This is a genomic window from Marinomonas primoryensis (assembly GCF_013372285.1).
Taxonomy (GTDB): domain Bacteria; phylum Pseudomonadota; class Gammaproteobacteria; order Pseudomonadales; family Marinomonadaceae; genus Marinomonas; species Marinomonas primoryensis.
The window spans coordinates 3,491,970-3,511,257 of sequence record NZ_CP054301.1; the positions used below are offsets into that span (position 1 = coordinate 3,491,970).

Consider the following 19,288-nt stretch of genomic DNA (forward strand, 5'->3'; position numbering starts at 1 on the left):
AATGAGAGCTGATATACTGGCTGAATTAGCAGCCACACTAGAACAACGTAAAAATGCGGCGGAAGACTCTTCCTATGTCGCTAGCCTACATGCAAAAGGATTAAACAAGATCCTAGAAAAGGTAGGTGAAGAAAGCATTGAAACCATTATTGCCGCTAAGGATGCTGTCATATCTGGCGACAAATCCGATTTGATTTATGAAACTGCTGATCTTTGGTTTCACACTCTTGTCATGTTATCTCATTTAGATATTGGCCCTGATGCTATACTTGATGAATTAGCACGTCGATTTAACTTATCTGGCTTAGACGAAAAAGCCAGTCGTTCTAAATAAATTGTAGGAGAAATGTATGTTAGGCGGAATTAGCATTTGGCAATTATTAATTGTTTTAGCCATTTTAATACTCATTTTTGGTACTAAAAAACTTAAGAATCTTGGTTCCGATTTAGGCGGTGCTGTCAAAGGTTTCAAAGAAGCTGTAGACAAAGAAGCTGACACTGAAGAAGAAAAAACGGCCCAGCATAAAGTCATTGATGCTGAAGTCAAAAAAGACGATAAGAGCGCCTAATCTGTGTTCGACATTGGATTTTCTGAACTCCTCGTTGTTTTCGTTGTTGCCCTGTTAATTCTGGGCCCTGAACGCTTGCCCCATGCTGCTAGAACAGCAGGGTTGTGGGTTCGTAAAATTCGTCGCAGTATCAATTCTGTGCAAAGAGAAATCAATGCTCAACTTGATCACGAAGAACTGCAGCAAAAAATTGGCGAAACTAACCAGCGCCTGTTAAAAGAAGGGCAAGCAATACAAAACACCATCACTCCCTATCCTGAAGAACGCAAAATGGAAGTATCTGAACCTGAACCATTAAAGGCATCCGCTGCTGACACAGAAAATCAGGAAAAAGAGAGTGAAGTGCCCGGCGATGACGGTATAACCTTATCTGCATCAGATAAATCAGAGTCAATTGAGCCTTCACTATTAGACGATGTTGAGAAAACACCCGAAGCAGCATCTCGTAGCTAGTAATTATTTGAATGGGCTTTCTCTAAACTCTTTATTCTAACGACGCGCGGACCTATCGCATATTATGAGTACAAATTCTTCCAATCAAGCTCCACTGGTCGCTCATCTTATTGAGTTAAGAAATCGTTTACTTAAAACAGTGCTTGTCATACTGGCTCTTTTTATTGGTTTATACTCATTCGCCAATGATTTGTATTTAATTGTCTCTGAACCGTTGCGACTGCTACTACCGGTTGGTAGTTCATTAATTGCAACCGAAGTCGCCTCACCTTTTCTAGCCCCACTCAAGTTAACTTTTGCGGTCGCTGTTTTATTGTCTGTTCCTTACACTCTGTTTCAAGCTTGGTCTTTCATTGCACCCGCTCTGTATAAAAATGAAAAGCGAATTGCCATTCCTTTATTGGTTTCCAGCATATTTCTTTTTTATGCTGGCGTACTGTTTGCTTATTTCGCTGTGCTACCGCTGATTTTTGGTTTTTTCACCACGGTCGGACCAGGCGAAGTGACTGTCATGACGGACATTAACAACTACCTAAACTTTGTTCTAAAACTGTTTTTTGCTTTTGGCGTGACGTTTGAAATCCCTGTCGCCACTTATTTGCTCATCAAAGCTGGCGTAACCACAGTTGCAACGCTTTCTAAAAAACGCCCTTATATATTCCTTGGCTGCTTTGTCGTTGGCATGCTGATAACCCCCCCTGACATATTCTCTCAAACCCTTCTCGCCATTCCAATGTGGATGCTATTTGAACTTGGGCTCATTGCAGGTCGCACGGTGAAAATCGTAGTTGATGGCAGCGAAGAAAACACTGAAAGTAACGATTCCAAAAACTAAGATCAGTAACATCTCCAATCACTATGAAACTTGTCATAATCATTGTGGATAGTCGTTTAAATACTTTGAACGGCGTTGATTGGATTTTGATTCCACTTAAATAAGCCTGTACAAATGAAAGTCTCATTAATGGTAAATTGACAGCAAAGTAAAAGACATACTTATCAAGCGTTTAAAATAGGTAAGTACGGCACTGATAGACGTCGACATCCTAGCGCGTATCACGTTATCCAAAGAGTATCATCACCATCTTTGATTCAAGAATTGGTAGGGCATGTAGATGTTCGCTGGTAGAAACATATTGAAGCAACTAGCCTGCTAATTTCTTTATCTGTGATTGAACATAGCTGTTGATTTCAGCATAAAACTGCCGCCCCTCGCTGGTTGATTTAAAACCATGTAAACCGCTATGAACCAAACCTCTAATAACACTTAACTCAGCAGGCACTTTTGCAGCAATCAGCGCTTGTTGATAATAACGAGCGTCATCAATCAAAGGGTCATATTCAGCCGCAAACAACATGGTTGGAGGTAAAGAAATATGAGTACTTGCGCTAAGAGGCAGCAACTCTTCGATTTCTGCATTGCTGTATTCATAAAGTGATACATATTGGCCCCAACAATAATCTATACTGCTTGTGTCTAATAATGGTGCATCCGACATTGCTAAATGTGACGGTAAAGAACCTATCTTCGATAAGGCTGGATAAAGAAGACATTGAGCATAAGCAGGTGAAATACCTTTGCGTCGACAACGTAATGATAAAGCAGCCATTAAATTGCCACCCGCACTATCTCCCATTAATAAAATAGAAGATGAATTATTCATGGATAGGGATCGATAAACTCGCTCAATATCATTTAAGCCTTCAGGATACGGCAGCTCTGGCGCTAATGAATAATCTATAGCCGTCACGGTTACACCACAATCATGCGCTAGATGAGCACAAAAACTATCGTGACTGTCCAGTCCGCCTAAATACCAACCACCGCCATGGGCAAACAGGACTTGCAAATTAAGTACTGGAGCGTCTGGTTGGTAGTGACGAACCTTTACGCCTGCAAGGGTTTGATCCTCTACTTGTAAAGCAATGGGACGCGAACTCCCGAAATGGGACGTCATGGCATTATAAGCAAGCCGTTGAGCATCAATTCCTTGATCAACAACGGCTGAATGGAAAAATGACAAACTTTCTTTCACAAAACCTGTCATTGATTCACTTAATGGGTATTTCTTGTCCATTTTAGTATTTAACACCTTGGTCTAACGTTAAGTAGGGTCGCTTTTAGGGTAACCAAGTATCTACAATCGCTGAATTGTTTTTAACCCACTCTTCAGCCATTTCATCAGGGTATTCTCCTTCGCTGGCAATTTTGAATATCCATTGACTCACATAAGACGCATCCAAGGCCACATTACTTAAAAACGCAGCGATTTCTGGCGCTCTTTTTTCTAGCGATGCGGAATAACCTATGTAGATTTCTGTGTTTGGAACTCCGCACTTAATTTCGCTGTCTTGTAACCAGTTTTCTGTATCAGAAAACTTATAACAGCCATCAGGGTTGTAATCTTTATGTAGTTTTTTACTGTCTCCGGCGTAGCCAGTAAATGCAGGCTCCTCAAGCTTACGAAGGTCATAGGTAAAATGAATCCATTCTGGTGTCCAGTAATAAAACAAGATACCTTCTTTCTTACGATAAGCGGTCTTAAGCTGAGCTTTAATAATGGAGTCCGACACGATAATAGGTTCAAAATACTTATCAAACCCATAGCTTTTAGCTTTTATTTGATTGATTTTCACTCCTGTCCAACCCGGCGCACCAGGCCAGTATTCACCTAGCCCGTCGCCATCAGCATCAAACAATTTAGCAATCTCTGGTTTCGCCAAGTCATAAACAGACTTCACACCGTACTCATCTTGGATATAGCCTGGAATGTAAAAACCATCGGTTCCTAAATAAGGAGTTTTGTTAGCTCGAACGCTTTCTTTACCGCCTTTTGCGATAAACTTCGCCCAGGGTTCCGTTTGAGAAGATGTCCAAATATCTGGATGAACATCAATACTGCCTTTGCCTTTATCCATAGCTGACCATATAGCCGCCTGATCAGCAGACATGATTTCAACATCCACATTGAAATTCTTTTCCATGACAACCTTCAATACGTTCTCAATAGCAAGAGAAGCGTCCCAGCTTACTTCACCAATAACGATCGTCTCTTTAGCGCTTACGCCTTGGGATATACTTACCCCCACAGCGGTAGTTAACCCAAATATTGCTAGTGCTTTCTTCATTGGTATTTCCTCTTTATTTTTCATTAACAATCCAAGTAAAAGCAATTATTTATCAAACTCAATAAATGCTCCTAGACCAAAATTATGTTTATTCTATTAAGAAATTATGCTTTTCGATGATGCCCTTGGATAATTTTGTCCAGAATCATCGCGCACAATACAATCGCAAGACCCGCCAGCAGACCTTTACCTGCATCAAGATGCTGCAAAGAAGACAAAACATCGTACCCAAGTCCTCCCGCGCCAATCAACGCAGCTACCACCACCATAGACAAACTCATCATGATGCTTTGGTTGATCCCCGCCATAATAGACGGCATCGCCAACGGCAATTGCGCCTTAAACAAGACCTGATTCGGGCTCGCCCCAAATGCCAACATCGCTTCAATGACCGATGGACTCACTTGCTGAATGCCTAACGCGGTTAATCGGATCATCGGCGGCATAGCAAATACTACTGTCGCTAATACCGCAGGCGGTTTGCCGACTGAAAAGAACGCAATGGCAGGAATCAGATAAACAAAACTCGGCATGGTCTGCATCACATCCAAGATGGGATTTAGAATTCTGTTAAAACGAGGGTTTTTGGCGGCAAGAATGCCCAAAGGCGCACCAATGAGTAAGCAGATAAACACCGAAGCACCGACCAACGCCATGGTGCTCATTGATTTATCCCAGAAGCCAAATGCCCCTAGATACGTCAAGGCAGCAGCAGTAAACGCCACCACTTTCCAACCTGCCATTTTCCATGACAATAAAAGTAATAGCAGCGCCATCACAGGCCAAGGCGTACCAATAAACAACAGCTCAAGAAAATCGAGCATGCCGCGAATAGCCCAAGTAATCGAATCAAAAACATCTTCAAACGAAATCGTTAACCATTCAACAAAAGCATCGATACTATTTGCTGTGGTCGAAGCGATTTTACGGCTGGTTGGAAAGGTGTCTAAGGCATCGATAACTTGTGCTGCACTAAACTTATAAACCGTTAAAGGGTAAATGGCAGCGATCAGTGCTACGCCTTTCATTATTCTATTGCTGCTAGTACCTTTTAATAAGTCGTTATTAATTCGCCATTTATTGTAGAAATTGTAATACAAACTGTTTGCGACGCTGCCGCCAATCAATCGACCAACAACAAGGACACCAAGACCGACTGCAACACTAGCCTCAGGGTAAGCGTCTGCACTCCAAAGGCTTCTGGCAATCGAAATACAGCCCAGTATATCGGTCACTAATAAGGCCCAAAATAAAAACCAGACGTTACGACTCGCTGCCCACAAAGGTCCAGCCATCGCCGCCGCTAGATTAAGTTTGTATTTCTTACCTTGGATAATTTCATTAAACGACTGCAAATAGTATTCTATTGAACTGCCCAGAAATCGCTTTAAACCATCAATTTCTTTCTTACTTAAGGGCGGATTATTGCCTTCTTTAGCATTCGTCATTGTTTCTTGCTTAGCAGAATCACTCATTTGCATCTCTCCCTTGTATGCCACGCAATAATTGACGTTTGGTAATCACGCCAACTTCTTTATCTTGTTTTAAGACAAGGATAGGATTTTCATGATCAATGGCTAAATTAATCAGCTCATCAAGATCCGCATCGTGTGGCGCTCTTGGGCAGAGGTTCTGATCCAAGGTGTTCTCTTTCAAATAATCTTCAATTGGGCGCATTATCGATTGGGCAGACACCAATTTTAAACGCGAGATGTCTTTTACAAATTCCGCCACATAATCATTGGCAGGCGCCGTGATGATTTGCTCCGGTGTGCCTATTTGTACAATTTCGCCATCTTTCATAATTGCGATACGATTACCAATACGAATGGCTTCGTCTAAATCGTGCGTAATGAATATGGTGGTTTTGTTCATCTTTCTGGCGAGTTCTAGAAACTGGTCTTGTAACTGGCGTCGAATCAAAGGATCCAATGCGCTAAAAGGCTCATCCATTAAAAGAATAGAAGGATCTGCCGCCATAGCACGAGCGAGGCCAACTCGCTGCTGCATGCCACCAGATAACTCAGATGGCATACGATCTTCCCATCCATCGAGTTGAACTAATTCCAGTTTTTTTTGCGCTATATTCAGTCGGTGCGATTCATCTACATGGCGTAATTCAAGTCCTAATGCCACATTCTCTCGTACGGTACGATGGGGTAATAACGCCGTATGTTGAAATACCATGCCAATTTTCTCAGCACGAATTTTACGTAATTGCTTCGCGTCTAATGCATTGATATCTTCATTTTCAATCAGTATATCACCTGCCGTGGGCTCAATGAGACGATTGATATGGCGTACCAGTGTGGATTTACCACTCCCTGATAACCCCATGATGCAAAATATCTCCCCTTCTAACGCTTGAAAACTCGCGTTTGCCACAGCAACGACACAATCGTACTCTTCGTGCACTTGATCTTTGGTTAGTCCTTTGGTTTTTACGGCATGCAGAGCTTCAACCGATCGATCACCAAATATTTTCCATACATTTCTGCATTCTATTGCAGGTTGTTCTCTTTTGTTTTCTAACATCTAACTTCGCCCACCTAGTTTGAGTTGATGGTGCTCTACAAACACCAAATCTTTATTATGAGGGTTTTTATTAGTGATCCTCTGCTAACAATTAGGTAGAAACTAGCCTACTTTTAATTCCCATATGCTAGCTTCATAATCAATCATTAACGTCTAATGCCTTTTTCTTGACGGTATTCATCCAACGTCTGCATGATGCGAATCAAGCAATCATCTCGCTCTTGAATTAACTCATTGATCGATGCGCCGTTGGCTTGGGTTAAACACCCTGCCACCATGTCATCTTTCAATTCTTGCGTTAATTTGGGTGCTTTTAATCGCGTCCAAGGTGCTTCTAGCGACTCTTCAAAATGATCTAATAAATGCGCCATACCGCCTTGACCACCGCCAAGATGGTAAGTCAGACAATGTCCCATAATCGCCCAACGTAAACCGGGGCCATAGGCAATGGCTTTGTCGATATCCTCAACTGAACACTCTTTATTCTTGACCATATGCAAGGCTTCGCGCCATAGGGCTTCTTGAAGGCGATTACCGATAAAACCTGGCAACTCTTTATCCATTTTGGCAACTTGCTTTTCTATTGCTTCATAGAAAGCGGCTGTCCAATCAACCACGTCTTGACTGGTTCTTTCACCGCCACAGACCTCACAAAAAGGCATTAGATAAGGTGGATTAAAAGGATGACCAACCACAAAACGATCTGGCTGTTCTTTTAAATCTACAGCCATCTCTGTCATAGGGAATCCTGATGTACTGGAAATAATCACCACATCAGGCGGTGTAATTCGATCCAACTCAGCAAACAAGGTTTGTTTAGCATCCAACCGTTCTGGCGTACTTTCTTGGATCACCTCTACGCAGGAAACCATGTCTTCTAGCGAATCCACAAAGCGTAAATTCTGCTTGCTCGCGCCTTCTCGTAAACCGAGTTTTTCAATGGTTGGCCAAACATGCTCAACCATTGCTAACAGCTTTTCGGCGGAATTAGGACCTGGGTCATAAGCAACCACTTCCATTCCCATTCGCAGGTAATGCAGAGCCCAAGCTCCGCCGATTACACCAGTACCAATAACGCCTACTTTTTTTACTTCACTTGGATTTGGGCGAGCCATATTTTATTCTCCAATATGCTAATCAGCTATTAATTTCAAAAACTATTGAGTTCCACGCAGACGCAATTTTTGGCGTGCTTCTGACGGACTTAAAATACGTGCCCCCATGTTTTCGATAATATTTACAGAACGCTCTACTAGCTGACCATTCGTCGCTAACACACCCTTTTCAAGGTACAAGTTATCTTCCAGCCCAACACGCACATGACCACCCAATAACGCAGATTGAGCAACCCACGGCAATTGATTACGACCTAACGCAAAAGCAGTCCAACTCGTGTTAGCAGGAAGCATGTCTACCATGCCTTTAAGAATTCCCAAGTTAGGTGGCGCGCCCCAAGGAATGCCCTGACAAAGTTGGAACATAGCATTATCGTCTAACAAACCTTCTTTCATCATTTGTAAAGCGAACCAAAGATTACCTGTATCAAAAATCTCTAGCTCAACGGTCACGCCTAATTCTTTAATACGAGCAGCAGCCAACCGAAGCATGTCAGGCGTCGATACATACACCAGATTGTTATCACCAAAATTCAAAGAGCCACAATCCAAGGTACAAATTTCAGGCTTAAGTTGTTCGATATGAATCAAACGCTCCAATCCGCCGACTAAGTCCGTTTCTGGGCAAAAAGCGGTTGGATTTTCTTCTGGGCCAATATAAAGATCGCCGCCCATACCCGCGGTTAAATTAATAATGATGTCGCAGTCGGATGCACGTAATCGTTCACACACTTCAGCATACAGATCGACACGTCTGGAGCCTTGAGTCGTTTCAGGGTCACGTACATGAATATGGGCAATAGCTGCGCCGGCATGCCATGCCTCTACCACTGAGTTGGCAATTTGTTCTGGGGTAATTGGAACATGTGAACTACGGCGTGCAGTATCCGCGGCTCCATTTATTGCACAGGTAATAATGACATCTTGATTCATACTTTCGATCTTCAAATAGGTTAATCGGATACTGGGGAAAGATTAAAATTTGCCCATCGGTTATTTAGAGCTGTAAACGTTACTCTAAAAAATCTTTGATTTTTGCCTAAAATCGATTGTTTTTAGCCTAAAAAGTCATTATTCATTCGCTTGTCGCGATTAGATAAACTGTCGAAAATAGTAGTTTTCCTAGAAATGTCAGGTGGGGAATAAAAAAACACTAATTGCAGGAAAGGAACCCTAGCGTTCTTGGCTTGGTTTCTTGGAGAACAACTGCTGATAACTACGTGTAAAATGAGACAAAGAAGCAAAGCCACAGGCCATAGAAATAGCCGTCACACTGTCTAACGTTTGCTGAAGCATCCAACGGGCTTTTTCTAAGCGAAGCTGTCGATAAAACGCCTTAGGTGTCTGCTGTAGATGTCGCTTAAATAAACGCTCTAATTCACGATCTGAAATACCGATATATTCTACCAGATCACTAATTAATAACGGTTCTTCGATATTTTTTTCCATCAATTGTATGGCTTCAATTAGATTAGCATTACGACTATCCAACCTAATTTGTAATGAACGACGCTGAGGCTCTGTATGAGCGCGCTGTTGAGTGTATACCAACTCGTCAGCTACGCTCGTTGCTAATTCGCTACCATGCTGTTCACTGACTAGATGCAGCATCATATCCAATCCGGAAAGCGCGCCAGGGCATGAAAAACGCTTTCTATCTATGACCAATAACTCTTGTGCAAAATTCACATTAGGAAAGCTATCAACCGTACTTGCGTAGTTCTCCCAATGGGTTGTGGCTCGGTAGCCATCTAAAACACCTGCCGAGGCGACAATAAAAGCCCCGGTATCTTGACACCCAATTTCGGCACCATAGTGACTTTGCCGGCGAATAAAAGCCAACAAGCCTGGCGTTAGCTCTGCCTGTGGGTGCGTACCAGAACAAATCACCAACATTTCACATTTATCGACTTCATTAATACTGGAATTGCATTTAATTTCGATCTCATCACTACTGCAAATCATTCCGCCAAACTCTGATAACAAATACCATTCGTAAAGCATGTCATTACTGGTGCGGTTTGCATGTCGAAGGGGGGCTAACATAGACGTCAGTCCAAAAAGAGAGAAACCGGGCACTAACAAAAAATAAATTTTTTGAGGTCCATTTTTAAATGAATCACCAAACACGATTTTTTCACCTCTACAATAGAAAAATGCAATTGAAAATCATCATTAAATATTCGAATTTAAGCAATTTTGATTTTATTTTTTGTCTAATATTGACGTATCGAACCACTCATACAGAAATAATGAAAGGAACATTTGCATGATCACCTTATTCAAAAGCCCTGTGCTGGCCGACTGGATCGACTATAACGGCCACATGAATGACGCTTACTACGTTATTGCCTTTAGTAAAGCTATTGATGCTTTCATGCTGCTCATAGGCATCAATGAAAAGTTTCGCCTAGAAAATCACTCATCCATCTATACATTACAAAGTATGGTGCACTATATACGAGAAGTAGCTGAAAGAGAGCCAATTGTCATCAAAGGCCAACTATTGGAAAGTAATGGAAAAAAAATACGTTTATTTATGACCATGTATCATGAAGAAAGTAACGTCGAACTCGCCACATTAGAAACGCTTTTATTGCACGTAAATACACAACTCCATAAATCCATGAATTTTTTACCCGCGATTCAGTCTGTCATAGACTCGATGCAAGTATCCCATAACACACTGCCTAATCCAGCGCTTGCGGGTAATGCAATTCGTTTACAACGCGTTTCATAATGAACAAATAGAAACAAGTTAGTCCAACATAAAAGTAACAGGGCCATCATTGGTAAAGGAGACTTTCATGTCCGCACCAAAACGCCCTGTTTCGACTTTGTTATATTGTGATCGTACTCTATCCACAAAATCATTAAATAAACGTTCGCCTTCTGCAGGGATGGCTGCCGTCGAAAAACCAGGGCGAAGCCCTTTTTTGGTTTCTGCCGCCAAGGTAAATTGAGAGACCAATAGAACACCACCATTTACTTGCTGAACATTCAGGTTCATTTTGCCTTCTTCGTCACCAAACATGCGGTACTTTAACAGTTTGTCTGCAAGTCGCTGCACATCAACGTCACTGTCACCTTTTTCAACGCCAACCAAAACAAGCTGTCCATGATCGATTGCACCTATGGTTTCACCATCGACTACGACTCTGGCATTCAATGCTCGTTGCACTAAGACCTTCATTCCTGTTCCTTTTATCCATAAGACTTTTCCGCACTTACTTTATCAAATGCCAGAAAAAACAAAAGCGCCCTAAGGCGCTTCTGTCGCTCCTGAATTCACTTAAATGAACTCATTTGCTGCTGCTCTTTTAAAGCAATTCTTCCGAATTACTTTATCAAACTATTTATTTACGGCCGTTACGCTTGCGTTCGTTTTCAGTAAGGAACTTCTTACGAACACGAATACTTAATGGCGTAACTTCTACCAATTCATCGTCTTCGATGAATTCAAGCGCTTGTTCTAGCGTTTGGCGAATAGGTGGCGTTAGTGTCAACGCTTCATCCGTACCAGAAGCACGTACGTTAGTCAGCTGCTTACCTTTAACAGGGTTAACTGCCAAATCGTTATCACGTGAGTGAATACCGATAATTTGACCTTCGTAAACTTCAATAGCATGACCTAGGAACATACGTCCACGGCTCTGTAAGTTAAACAAAGAGTAAGCGGCTGTTTTACCTGTCAGCATGCTGACCAATACACCGTTCTTACGACTTTGAACTTCACCATCTTTCACTGGACCGTAATGATCGAAAACACTGGTCAAAATACCAGAGCCAGACGTCAATGTTAGGAACAACCCACGGAAACCGATCAAACCACGTGATGGCATCATGAATTCAAGACGTGTACGACCTTTACCATCTGGTTCCATATTGGTTAGCTCACCTTTACGTAAGCCAATCTCTTCCATGATAGAACCTTGATGTTGGTCTTCAACGTCGATAACCACCAATTCAAATGGCTCACATTTCTGACCATCAATTTCTTTGATAACTACTTCTGGGCGAGATACACCCATTTCGAAACCTTCGCGACGCATACTTTCAATCAATACAGACAAGTGAAGCTCACCACGACCAGATACGATGAATTTATCTGGTGTTTCACCTTGCTTAACACGCAATGCAACGTTGTGGATAAGCTCTCGATCTAGACGGTCTGAGATATTACGAGTCGTTATGTATTTACCTTCTTTACCAGCGAACGGAGAATCGTTCACCATAAAAGTCATGCTTACTGTTGGCTCATCAACGGACAAAGGTGGAAGCGCTTCAACACAAGTAGGATCACACAAAGTATCAGAGATGCTTAGACCATCAATACCATTGATACAAACTATATCGCCAGCAGACGCTTTATCCGTATCAACACGTGCTAGACCATGATAGCCCTTCACGTTTAGTACTTTACCTTTGCGCTCTTTACCGTCAGCTGATTTAACTACAACTTGCTGGTTAGGAGACAAGCTACCACGTGTGATACGACCTACACCGATAACACCAACATAGCTGTCATAATCCAATGCCGAAATCTGCATTTGGAAGGTACCTTCTGGATCAACATCTGGCACAGGCACGCTATCAACAATCATTTGATAAAGCGGTGTCATATCATCTGCTAGGTTATCTGGATCAGTACCAGCTTGACCATTGATTGCAGAAGCGTAAATAACAGGGAAGTCTAATTGCTCTTCCGTTGCACCAAGGTTATCAAAAAGATCAAATACTTGATCCATAACCCAATCAGGACGAGCACCAGGACGGTCAACTTTGTTGATAACAACAATAGGACGCAAACCTTGCTCAAAAGCTTTAGAGGTTACAAAACGTGTTTGCGGCATTGGACCGTCAACAGCATCAACCAATAGACATACACAATCAACCATAGAAAGTACACGTTCCACTTCACCACCGAAGTCAGCGTGTCCAGGTGTGTCTACGATATTGATACGGTAATCCTTCCACATAATTGACGTGTTTTTCGCCAATATCGTGATACCACGTTCTTTTTCTTGATCGTTAGAATCCATGATTCGTTCAGAACCCTCATCTTTACGATCCAACGTGCCGGATTGGCTCAATAGTTTATCAACTAAGGTAGTTTTACCATGGTCAACGTGCGCAATGATGGCAATATTGCGTAACTTACTAATATCATTAGACATTTATAGTTCTCTGTATTTGGTGTGAGCAAAAAGACAAACCGCCGCTTGATTCGGGCGGGTATGCTCTTCAAGCGTCTCGGATCTTGGTGCGGGATAAAATTCGCGCAATTGTACCCTTATATTGAAAAATATCCCATTAAAGTGGAAAAAAAAGTCCATATAAATACTTCAACAGGGGGACAATGCACATTCAGTTCAGAACGGTAACATCCAATTACTACAATAATGCTACCGCTTAACAATGCTTAATTAAGGCAAATAAACACCAACATTTTCATACCCCTTACCCAACAGATAAGAAGCATGCATACGACTCATAACACCTTTCCCACAATAAAGCAGATGAGTTGTACCGGAATCTAATTCTGACCAGTTAGAGTCTAGTGCAAAGAAAGGAATAACCTTAACAGGCCGGCCACTGACTTTTAATGGTCGGTTAATCGCTTCATCTGGATGACGGATATCAATAATCACTTCATCACTCACTGGCATGCGCACCACCGGCACTTCACCTTGATACTGCTTAGCAACATCATCCATTACATTTTGAATAGACATCGTCTGAGCATTGGCAATCGCTTGCTCTAAGACATCAAAATCAAAGTTAGATTCTTGCTTTTCAACGCGATGCATTTTGGCTCGGATGGTCGGTTTGACCGAAATCACACCACAAAACTCTGGCATTCTGGCGGCGAACGGCGCGGTGCCTATTTCGATTGCCTTATCGATGATTTCTTGTTTATTCGTGGTAATCAAAGGCCTAAGCACTAATTCTTCCGTGACTTGATCAATTACCTTTAAATTAATCAAGGTTTGACTCGATACCTGAGCAACACTTTCTCCTGTTACCAAGGCTTTCGCACCCACCTGCTCCATCAGTTGAGAGGCAGCACGCAACATCATACGTTTTAGGATAACACCCATTTCAGCGTTATCAACTTTCGTTAAAATTTCGCCAACAACCGCTTCAAAAGGCACAGTGATGAATTTTACATTTAATGCTGAACCATATTTCTCCCAAATAAAATGAGAAACCTGCTTCACGCCAATCTCGTGAGCATCGCCACCTAAATTGAAGAAACAAAAATGCGTTTTTAGGCCGCGACTCATGGTTAAAAAAGAACTGACTGTTGAATCGTAGCCGCCAGACATCAAAGATAAAACGGGATCTTGCGAACCAAGTGGGTAACCACCCAAACCTTTTACACGTTGCTCGATCATCCACACCCGATTATCACGAATATCGATAGGAACCAGTACGTCAGGGTTTTTTAAACGTACAGCCAAAGCACCACATTGTGCTTTAAGGCAGCCACCAATATGCCGCTCGGCATCTACCGAGGTAAAGTCATGGTGGCCAACACGTTTGACTCGCACGGCAAATACGGCGTCTTTTATTGTGTCACCATACGACACTACCGCTTGCTCAACGATGCCATCAAGGTCGATAAAGGGAAACTCACGAACAAATTGAAAATGCGCAATACCCGCGACATTAGACAAGGCCTCAGTAAAGCCGTCTCGTAACTCATCTTTATCAGAAAAGACCTCAATAAAATCCCAATTTCCAGAAACGGCGACATTGGCATCATATTTTTTAAGCACCAGCCTTATATTATGTCGAAGCTGCTTAATAAAAGACTTTCTGACTGGATTACTTTTAATGGTGATTTCTGCAAAGAACTTAACAATAAATTTCATGGCGGGTGTGATTTATACCGGATATAAGAAAGGGCGCGTAGTATAAAGAAAAGCGTATCGATACGAAAACCCTAAATTCGCACCAATATAGCTCAAACGCACTTAGCGCCGAACCAAAATAGTGCGCGCATGCTTTTTTAAAGACATACTCAGACTACTATCAACTGTGACTTTAAATGAAAAGCCTCTATCTTGTTGTTATATAGAGGATTATAAGGCCGCACGAAATTCTGGCACAAGTTATGCTTTATATTCGACAAATGACGCTTTATATTAAAGCACTCTTAAAAACAAAAAGTAATTTCGCTTTAACTACGACTGGAGAACAACTATGTCAAACAAGACCCTTGCCTTGATTGCTGAGCATGACGCGAAGTGGGTTGACCTTCGCTTTACCGATTTTAAAGGTAAAGAACAACACGTATCTATTCCAGCTATTACGGTAGATGAAGAGTTTTTTGAAAACGGTCAGATGTTTGATGGTTCTTCCATTGCTGGCTGGAAAGGTATCAACGAATCAGACATGATCATGATGCCTCAGGACGACACAGTTATCATCGATCCTTTCACTGAAGAACCGACTATTATTGTTCGTTGTAACATCATTGAACCTTCTACGATGCAAGGCTACGATCGTGATCCACGCTCTGTTGCCATTCGCGCTGAAGAGTTCCTAAAGTCTACCGGTCTTGGCGATACAGCATTCTTCGGCCCTGAGCCTGAATTTTTCATCTTTGATGATGTTCGCTGGAAAACAGACATGTCTGGTTGTTCAGTAGAAATCAACGCTGAAGAAGCTGCTTGGTCTTCTAACAAGAAAATTCAAGGCGGCAACATGGGCCACCGTCCTTTCGTAAAAGGCGGCTATTTCCCAGTACCACCTGTTGATTCTCATCACGACCTACGTGCTGCAATGTGTGGCGCAATGGAAACAATGGGCTTGGTTATCGAAGTTCATCACCATGAAGTAGCGACCGCTGGCCAAAACGAAATCGGTGTTAAATTTAACACGCTCGTTAAAAAGGCAGACGAAGTTCAAATCCTTAAGTACTGCGTACATAACGTGGCTCACGCTTATGGCAAAACGGCGACATTTATGCCGAAACCAATCGTTGGCGACAACGGTTCTGGTATGCACGTTCACCAGTCTTTTTGGAAAAATGGTGAAAACCAATTCGCTGGCGATCAATACGCTGGCCTATCTGAAATGGCACTTTACTACATCGGCGGTATTATCAAGCACGCTAAAGCATTGAATGCGTTCACTAACGCTTCAACTAACTCTTACAAGCGTCTTGTTCCACATTTCGAAGCGCCTGTAATGCTTGCTTACTCGGCTCGTAACCGTTCTGCTTCTATCCGTATCCCATACGTTGCAAGCCCTAAAGGCAAACGTATTGAAGCTCGTTTCCCTGATCCAACCGCTAACCCATACCTAGCATTCTCAGCAATGCTGATGGCGGGTATCGATGGTATCAAAAACAAGATTCACCCTGGCGATGCAGCAGACAAAGATTTGTATGACTTACCAGCTGAAGAAGCATTGGCTATTCCTCAGGTTGCTGGCAGCCTAGAAGAAGCGCTTAAGTGTCTAGACGAAGATCGCGGATTCTTGACTCAAGGCGGCGTATTCTCTGATGACATGATCAATGCCTACATCAAGCTAAAAACAGCTGAAGCGCAACGAGTTGCTACAACAACTCACCCACTTGAGTTTGAACTTTACTACAGCCTATAAACTATTAGGTCGTTAATATACTTAAAAAGCCTCGATGCAGATCGGGGCTTTTTTTTGCACAAAAAGAAGCATCACTACCACACCGGCATGCACTATAATTGTGCAGTGAGCTTTTTCCTTGTTACAAAAGCCTTAATATATAAGCCATTTCAGATCGCCCAATGTTGGTTCGCTTTTTGCAACTATCATTACAGGAAACAATAAGAGGCCTTCGCACGAGGTAAGAAGTGACGTAAAGACGTGTTTATTTTTAACCGCGTCTTTACAAGTACACGCTTCGTGCAAAGAGTTCAGAAAGCAGGAGTCAATAGTGAGGCGCTGTCTGTGTATAGCTTATTAATCGACCACTTATCCACCGCTGTTGTTCAATTGAATAACAAACTCGAAATCGAATATTTAAATCCGGCCGCTGAAATGCTGCTCGCAGTAAGTCGTCGTCGAATTTATGGCCACGACCTTGGAGCCGCTTTCCGTGAAAACGAAGGCAGCATCCTCGCACTCCAAGCGGCCATAGAGTCCGGCCACCCATTTACCAAGCGGGAAGCTGAAATCGAGTGCAGCAATAACAAAAAACTTTTTTGTGATTACACCGTCACCCCGATAATGGGCACGTCAAATGACACAGAAAGCCTGATTATAGAACTGTACCCACGTGACAGAATGAAGCGCATCTCACAAGAAGATGAGTTAATAGCGAACCATGAAACCAGCAAAGAGTTGGTACGAGGTCTTGCCCACGAAATTAAAAACCCTTTGGGCGGAATTCGTGGTGCTGCGCAACTCATTAGCCGGGCCTTTACCGACGAAGCGTTAAACGATTACACACAAGTCATTATTGAAGAATCCGATCGTTTACGCGATCTTGTTGATCGGCTATTAGGGCCCAGACAACTTCCTAAAAACAAACCACTAAATGTACACAAGGTAATCGAACGAGTTAGACAGCTGATTTCCGTTGAAACCGACAATCAAATCCAGCTCATTAGAGACTATGATCCTAGTATTCCAGATTTGATTGGCGATGAGTCACAATTAATACAGGCATTACTCAATATCACCAGAAACGCTATGCAAGCCCTAATGGAAGACGAGAACAATCATAGTAAAACCATTCATATAGTGACTCGTGCTTTACGCCAATTCACCATAGGTTCAAAACGTCACCGTTTGGTTTGCAAAATCAGCATCATTGACAATGGGCCCGGCATCCCTGAGGCCATCTTAAAAACACTATTTTATCCAATGGTAAGTGCTAGAGCGGATGGAACAGGCTTAGGCCTTTCTATCGCCCAATCCGTAATTCACCAACATCACGGAATAGTGGAGTGCAACAGCTACCCCAAAGAAACCGAATTTAATATATTGATTCCCATTGAGACGACAGTCCAAGACCAGGAGAAACACTCATGACACCAGAAGAAACCGTATGGATTGTTGACGACGATCGCTCAATTCGCTGGGTATTGGAAAAGACATTAGAGCAAGAGGGAATTCAATGTCGTCTGTTTGATTCCGCCGAAAACTTAGTAAACATGCTAGATAAAGAGCAGCCAAGTGCCATCATCAGTGACATTCGCATGCCTGGCATGGATGGCTTAGCACTGCTCGAAAAACTACAAAAAGATCATCCATATTTGCCTGTCATCATTATGACGGCACATTCAGACCTTGAAAGTGCCGTGGCATCTTATCAAGGCGGCGCGTTTGAATATCTACCAAAACCTTTCGATGTAGAAGAAGCTGTTAGCCTTGTAAAACGCGCCATACTGCATCATAGAAATGCACGGCCCAGCACAGATTTTATGGAAGAAGAAGCCGAGCCAGAAGTAGATAAAGAAATCATCGGTGAAGCGCCTGCCATGCAGGAGGTTTTTCGTGCCATTGGTCGACTCGCTAACTCAAACATCACTGTGCTAATTAACGGTGAGTCCGGTACTGGTAAGGAATTAGTCGCAAAAGCACTACATACTCACAGCCCTCGCACTACCAACCCTTTCATCGCCCTTAATATGGCAGCCATTCCACACGACTTAATTGAATCAGAACTATTTGGTCATGAGAAAGGCGCATTCACTGGCGCGAATACTCAACGCCGAGGTCGTTTCGAACAAGCCAACGGAGGCACCTTATTTTTAGATGAAATTGGTGACATGCCAGCCGAGACACAAACTCGCCTACTGCGAGTTCTTGCAGATGGCGAGTTCTATCGTGTAGGCGGGCATACCGCAGTGAAAGTCGATGTTCGCATCATTGCCGCCACACATCAAAACTTAGAAAATCTGGTGCAAAAAGGGACATTCCGTGAAGATTTATTTCATCGTCTAAACGTCATCCGCATTCATTTGCCTAAGTTATCAGAGCGCCGTGAAGATATTCCAAAATTAGCACGTCACTTCTTGAGTCGTGCCGCAGACGAGCTCTCTGTTGAACCTAAGCTGCTGACCAAAGAAACCGAAAACTACCTTACTCAGCTGGAATGGCCCGGTAACGTGCGTCAACTAGAGAATACTTGTCGCTGGCTAATCGTTATGGCGTCAGGACGAGAGGTATTGGTTGAAGATTTACCACCTGAGCTACTCGCGGCCGCGCCTCATGAGCAGCCTTTCGCATCATGGGAGGAAGCCCTTAAAAATTGGGTCGATAGCACGCTGGCGACAGGACAAAAAGGCATTCTCGATCAAGCTGTTCCAAAATTTGAACGTATCATGATTGAAACGGCACTCGCTCACACGGGTGGACGCCGCCGAGATGCGTCTCTTTTATTAGGCTGGGGGCGTAATACGTTGACGCGTAAAATCAAAGAGTTAAACATAGATCACGCGGAACAAGACGAAGATTAATAGCTTCTAGCTGAGAAAAAACAATGCAGGC

Annotated in this window: 18 protein-coding genes; 8 read left to right on the forward strand and 10 right to left on the reverse strand. The window is 42.7% G+C overall.

Annotated features, from left to right (window positions below; genetic code table 11):
• Position 1: 1 nt before the first annotated feature.
• The 4 genes from MP3633_RS16245 (at position 2) to tatC (ending at position 1,857) form a co-directional block, all read left to right on the forward strand.
• On the forward strand, positions 2–334 hold the full coding sequence (locus MP3633_RS16245) for a phosphoribosyl-ATP diphosphatase (RefSeq protein ID WP_176336316.1): 333 nt from the start codon (positions 2–4) through the stop codon (positions 332–334).
• A 16-nt stretch (positions 335–350) separates the two neighbouring features.
• Positions 351–569: a Sec-independent protein translocase subunit TatA gene (gene tatA / locus MP3633_RS16250; RefSeq protein ID WP_112141272.1), complete on the forward strand. Its 219-nt coding sequence runs from the start codon at positions 351–353 to the stop codon at positions 567–569.
• Positions 570–572: 3 nt separating this feature from the next.
• Positions 573–1,022, forward strand: coding sequence for a Sec-independent protein translocase protein TatB (tatB, locus tag MP3633_RS19005; RefSeq protein ID WP_244959709.1), 450 nt, complete (start codon positions 573–575; stop codon positions 1,020–1,022).
• A gap of 64 nt (positions 1,023–1,086) precedes the next feature.
• Entirely contained in the window at positions 1,087–1,857 is a 771-nt protein-coding gene (gene tatC, locus MP3633_RS16260) for a twin-arginine translocase subunit TatC (protein WP_176336317.1), read from the forward strand.
• Positions 1,858–2,167: 310 nt separating this feature from the next.
• Here the strand turns inward: tatC and MP3633_RS16265 are convergent, their stop codons facing one another.
• The 7 genes from MP3633_RS16265 to MP3633_RS16295 form a co-directional block, all read right to left on the reverse strand.
• Positions 2,168–3,100 carry an alpha/beta hydrolase gene (locus tag MP3633_RS16265; protein WP_176336318.1) on the reverse strand — a complete coding sequence of 311 codons (933 nt, stop codon included), beginning with the start codon at positions 3,098–3,100 and terminating at the stop codon, positions 2,168–2,170.
• 43 nt (positions 3,101–3,143) lie between these two features.
• A complete protein-coding gene (locus tag MP3633_RS16270) occupies positions 3,144–4,151 on the reverse strand; it encodes an ABC transporter substrate-binding protein (protein WP_176336319.1) in 1,008 nt (335 codons plus the stop codon).
• A 104-nt stretch (positions 4,152–4,255) separates the two neighbouring features.
• Complete coding sequence (locus tag MP3633_RS16275; RefSeq protein WP_176336320.1) at positions 4,256–5,626, reverse strand: ABC transporter permease; 1,371 nt, start codon at positions 5,624–5,626, stop codon at positions 4,256–4,258.
• On the reverse strand, positions 5,619–6,686 hold the full coding sequence (locus tag MP3633_RS16280) for a quaternary amine ABC transporter ATP-binding protein (RefSeq protein ID WP_176336321.1): 1,068 nt from the start codon (positions 6,684–6,686) through the stop codon (positions 5,619–5,621). Before MP3633_RS16280 ends, MP3633_RS16275 begins: the two co-directional genes overlap by 8 nt.
• Positions 6,687–6,832: 146 nt before the next feature.
• A complete protein-coding gene (locus MP3633_RS16285) occupies positions 6,833–7,801 on the reverse strand; it encodes a 3-hydroxyacyl-CoA dehydrogenase NAD-binding domain-containing protein (RefSeq protein ID WP_176336322.1) in 969 nt (322 codons plus the stop codon).
• A 42-nt stretch (positions 7,802–7,843) separates the two neighbouring features.
• Entirely contained in the window at positions 7,844–8,734 is an 891-nt protein-coding gene (locus MP3633_RS16290) for a beta-keto acid cleavage family enzyme (protein ID WP_176336323.1), read from the reverse strand.
• 240 nt (positions 8,735–8,974) lie between these two features.
• Complete coding sequence (locus MP3633_RS16295) at positions 8,975–9,847, reverse strand: GlxA family transcriptional regulator (RefSeq protein WP_244959711.1); 873 nt, start codon at positions 9,845–9,847, stop codon at positions 8,975–8,977.
• 223 nt (positions 9,848–10,070) lie between these two features.
• On the opposite strand from MP3633_RS16295, the gene MP3633_RS16300 reads away from it, so the two are divergent.
• Complete coding sequence (locus MP3633_RS16300; protein WP_176336325.1) at positions 10,071–10,541, forward strand: thioesterase family protein; 471 nt, start codon at positions 10,071–10,073, stop codon at positions 10,539–10,541.
• A gap of 18 nt (positions 10,542–10,559) precedes the next feature.
• On the opposite strand, the gene dtd is transcribed toward MP3633_RS16300, so the two are convergent.
• The 3 genes from dtd to thiI all read right to left on the reverse strand — a co-directional run bounded on the left by dtd (position 10,560) and on the right by thiI (position 14,679).
• Positions 10,560–10,994 carry a D-aminoacyl-tRNA deacylase gene (gene dtd / locus MP3633_RS16305; RefSeq protein ID WP_176336326.1) on the reverse strand — a complete coding sequence of 145 codons (435 nt, stop codon included), beginning with the start codon at positions 10,992–10,994 and terminating at the stop codon, positions 10,560–10,562.
• 163 nt (positions 10,995–11,157) lie between these two features.
• On the reverse strand, positions 11,158–12,978 hold the full coding sequence (typA, locus tag MP3633_RS16310; RefSeq protein ID WP_176336327.1) for a translational GTPase TypA: 1,821 nt from the start codon (positions 12,976–12,978) through the stop codon (positions 11,158–11,160).
• A 249-nt stretch (positions 12,979–13,227) separates the two neighbouring features.
• Complete coding sequence (thiI, locus tag MP3633_RS16315; protein ID WP_112141280.1) at positions 13,228–14,679, reverse strand: tRNA uracil 4-sulfurtransferase ThiI; 1,452 nt, start codon at positions 14,677–14,679, stop codon at positions 13,228–13,230.
• Positions 14,680–15,010: 331 nt separating this feature from the next.
• On the opposite strand from thiI, the gene glnA reads away from it, so the two are divergent.
• The 3 genes from glnA (at position 15,011) to ntrC (ending at position 19,257) form a co-directional block, all read left to right on the forward strand.
• A complete protein-coding gene (gene glnA, locus MP3633_RS16320) occupies positions 15,011–16,417 on the forward strand; it encodes a glutamate--ammonia ligase (protein ID WP_112141281.1) in 1,407 nt (468 codons plus the stop codon).
• 324 nt (positions 16,418–16,741) lie between these two features.
• Positions 16,742–17,827 carry a nitrogen regulation protein NR(II) gene (gene glnL / locus MP3633_RS16325; protein WP_176336328.1) on the forward strand — a complete coding sequence of 362 codons (1,086 nt, stop codon included), beginning with the start codon at positions 16,742–16,744 and terminating at the stop codon, positions 17,825–17,827.
• The gene (gene ntrC / locus MP3633_RS16330; protein ID WP_112141285.1) at positions 17,824–19,257 is read left to right on the forward strand and encodes a nitrogen regulation protein NR(I); all 1,434 of its coding nucleotides are present in this window, start codon (positions 17,824–17,826) and stop codon (positions 19,255–19,257) included. The genes glnL and ntrC overlap by 4 nt, the downstream gene beginning before the upstream one ends.
• The last annotated feature ends 31 nt before the right edge of the window (positions 19,258–19,288 follow it).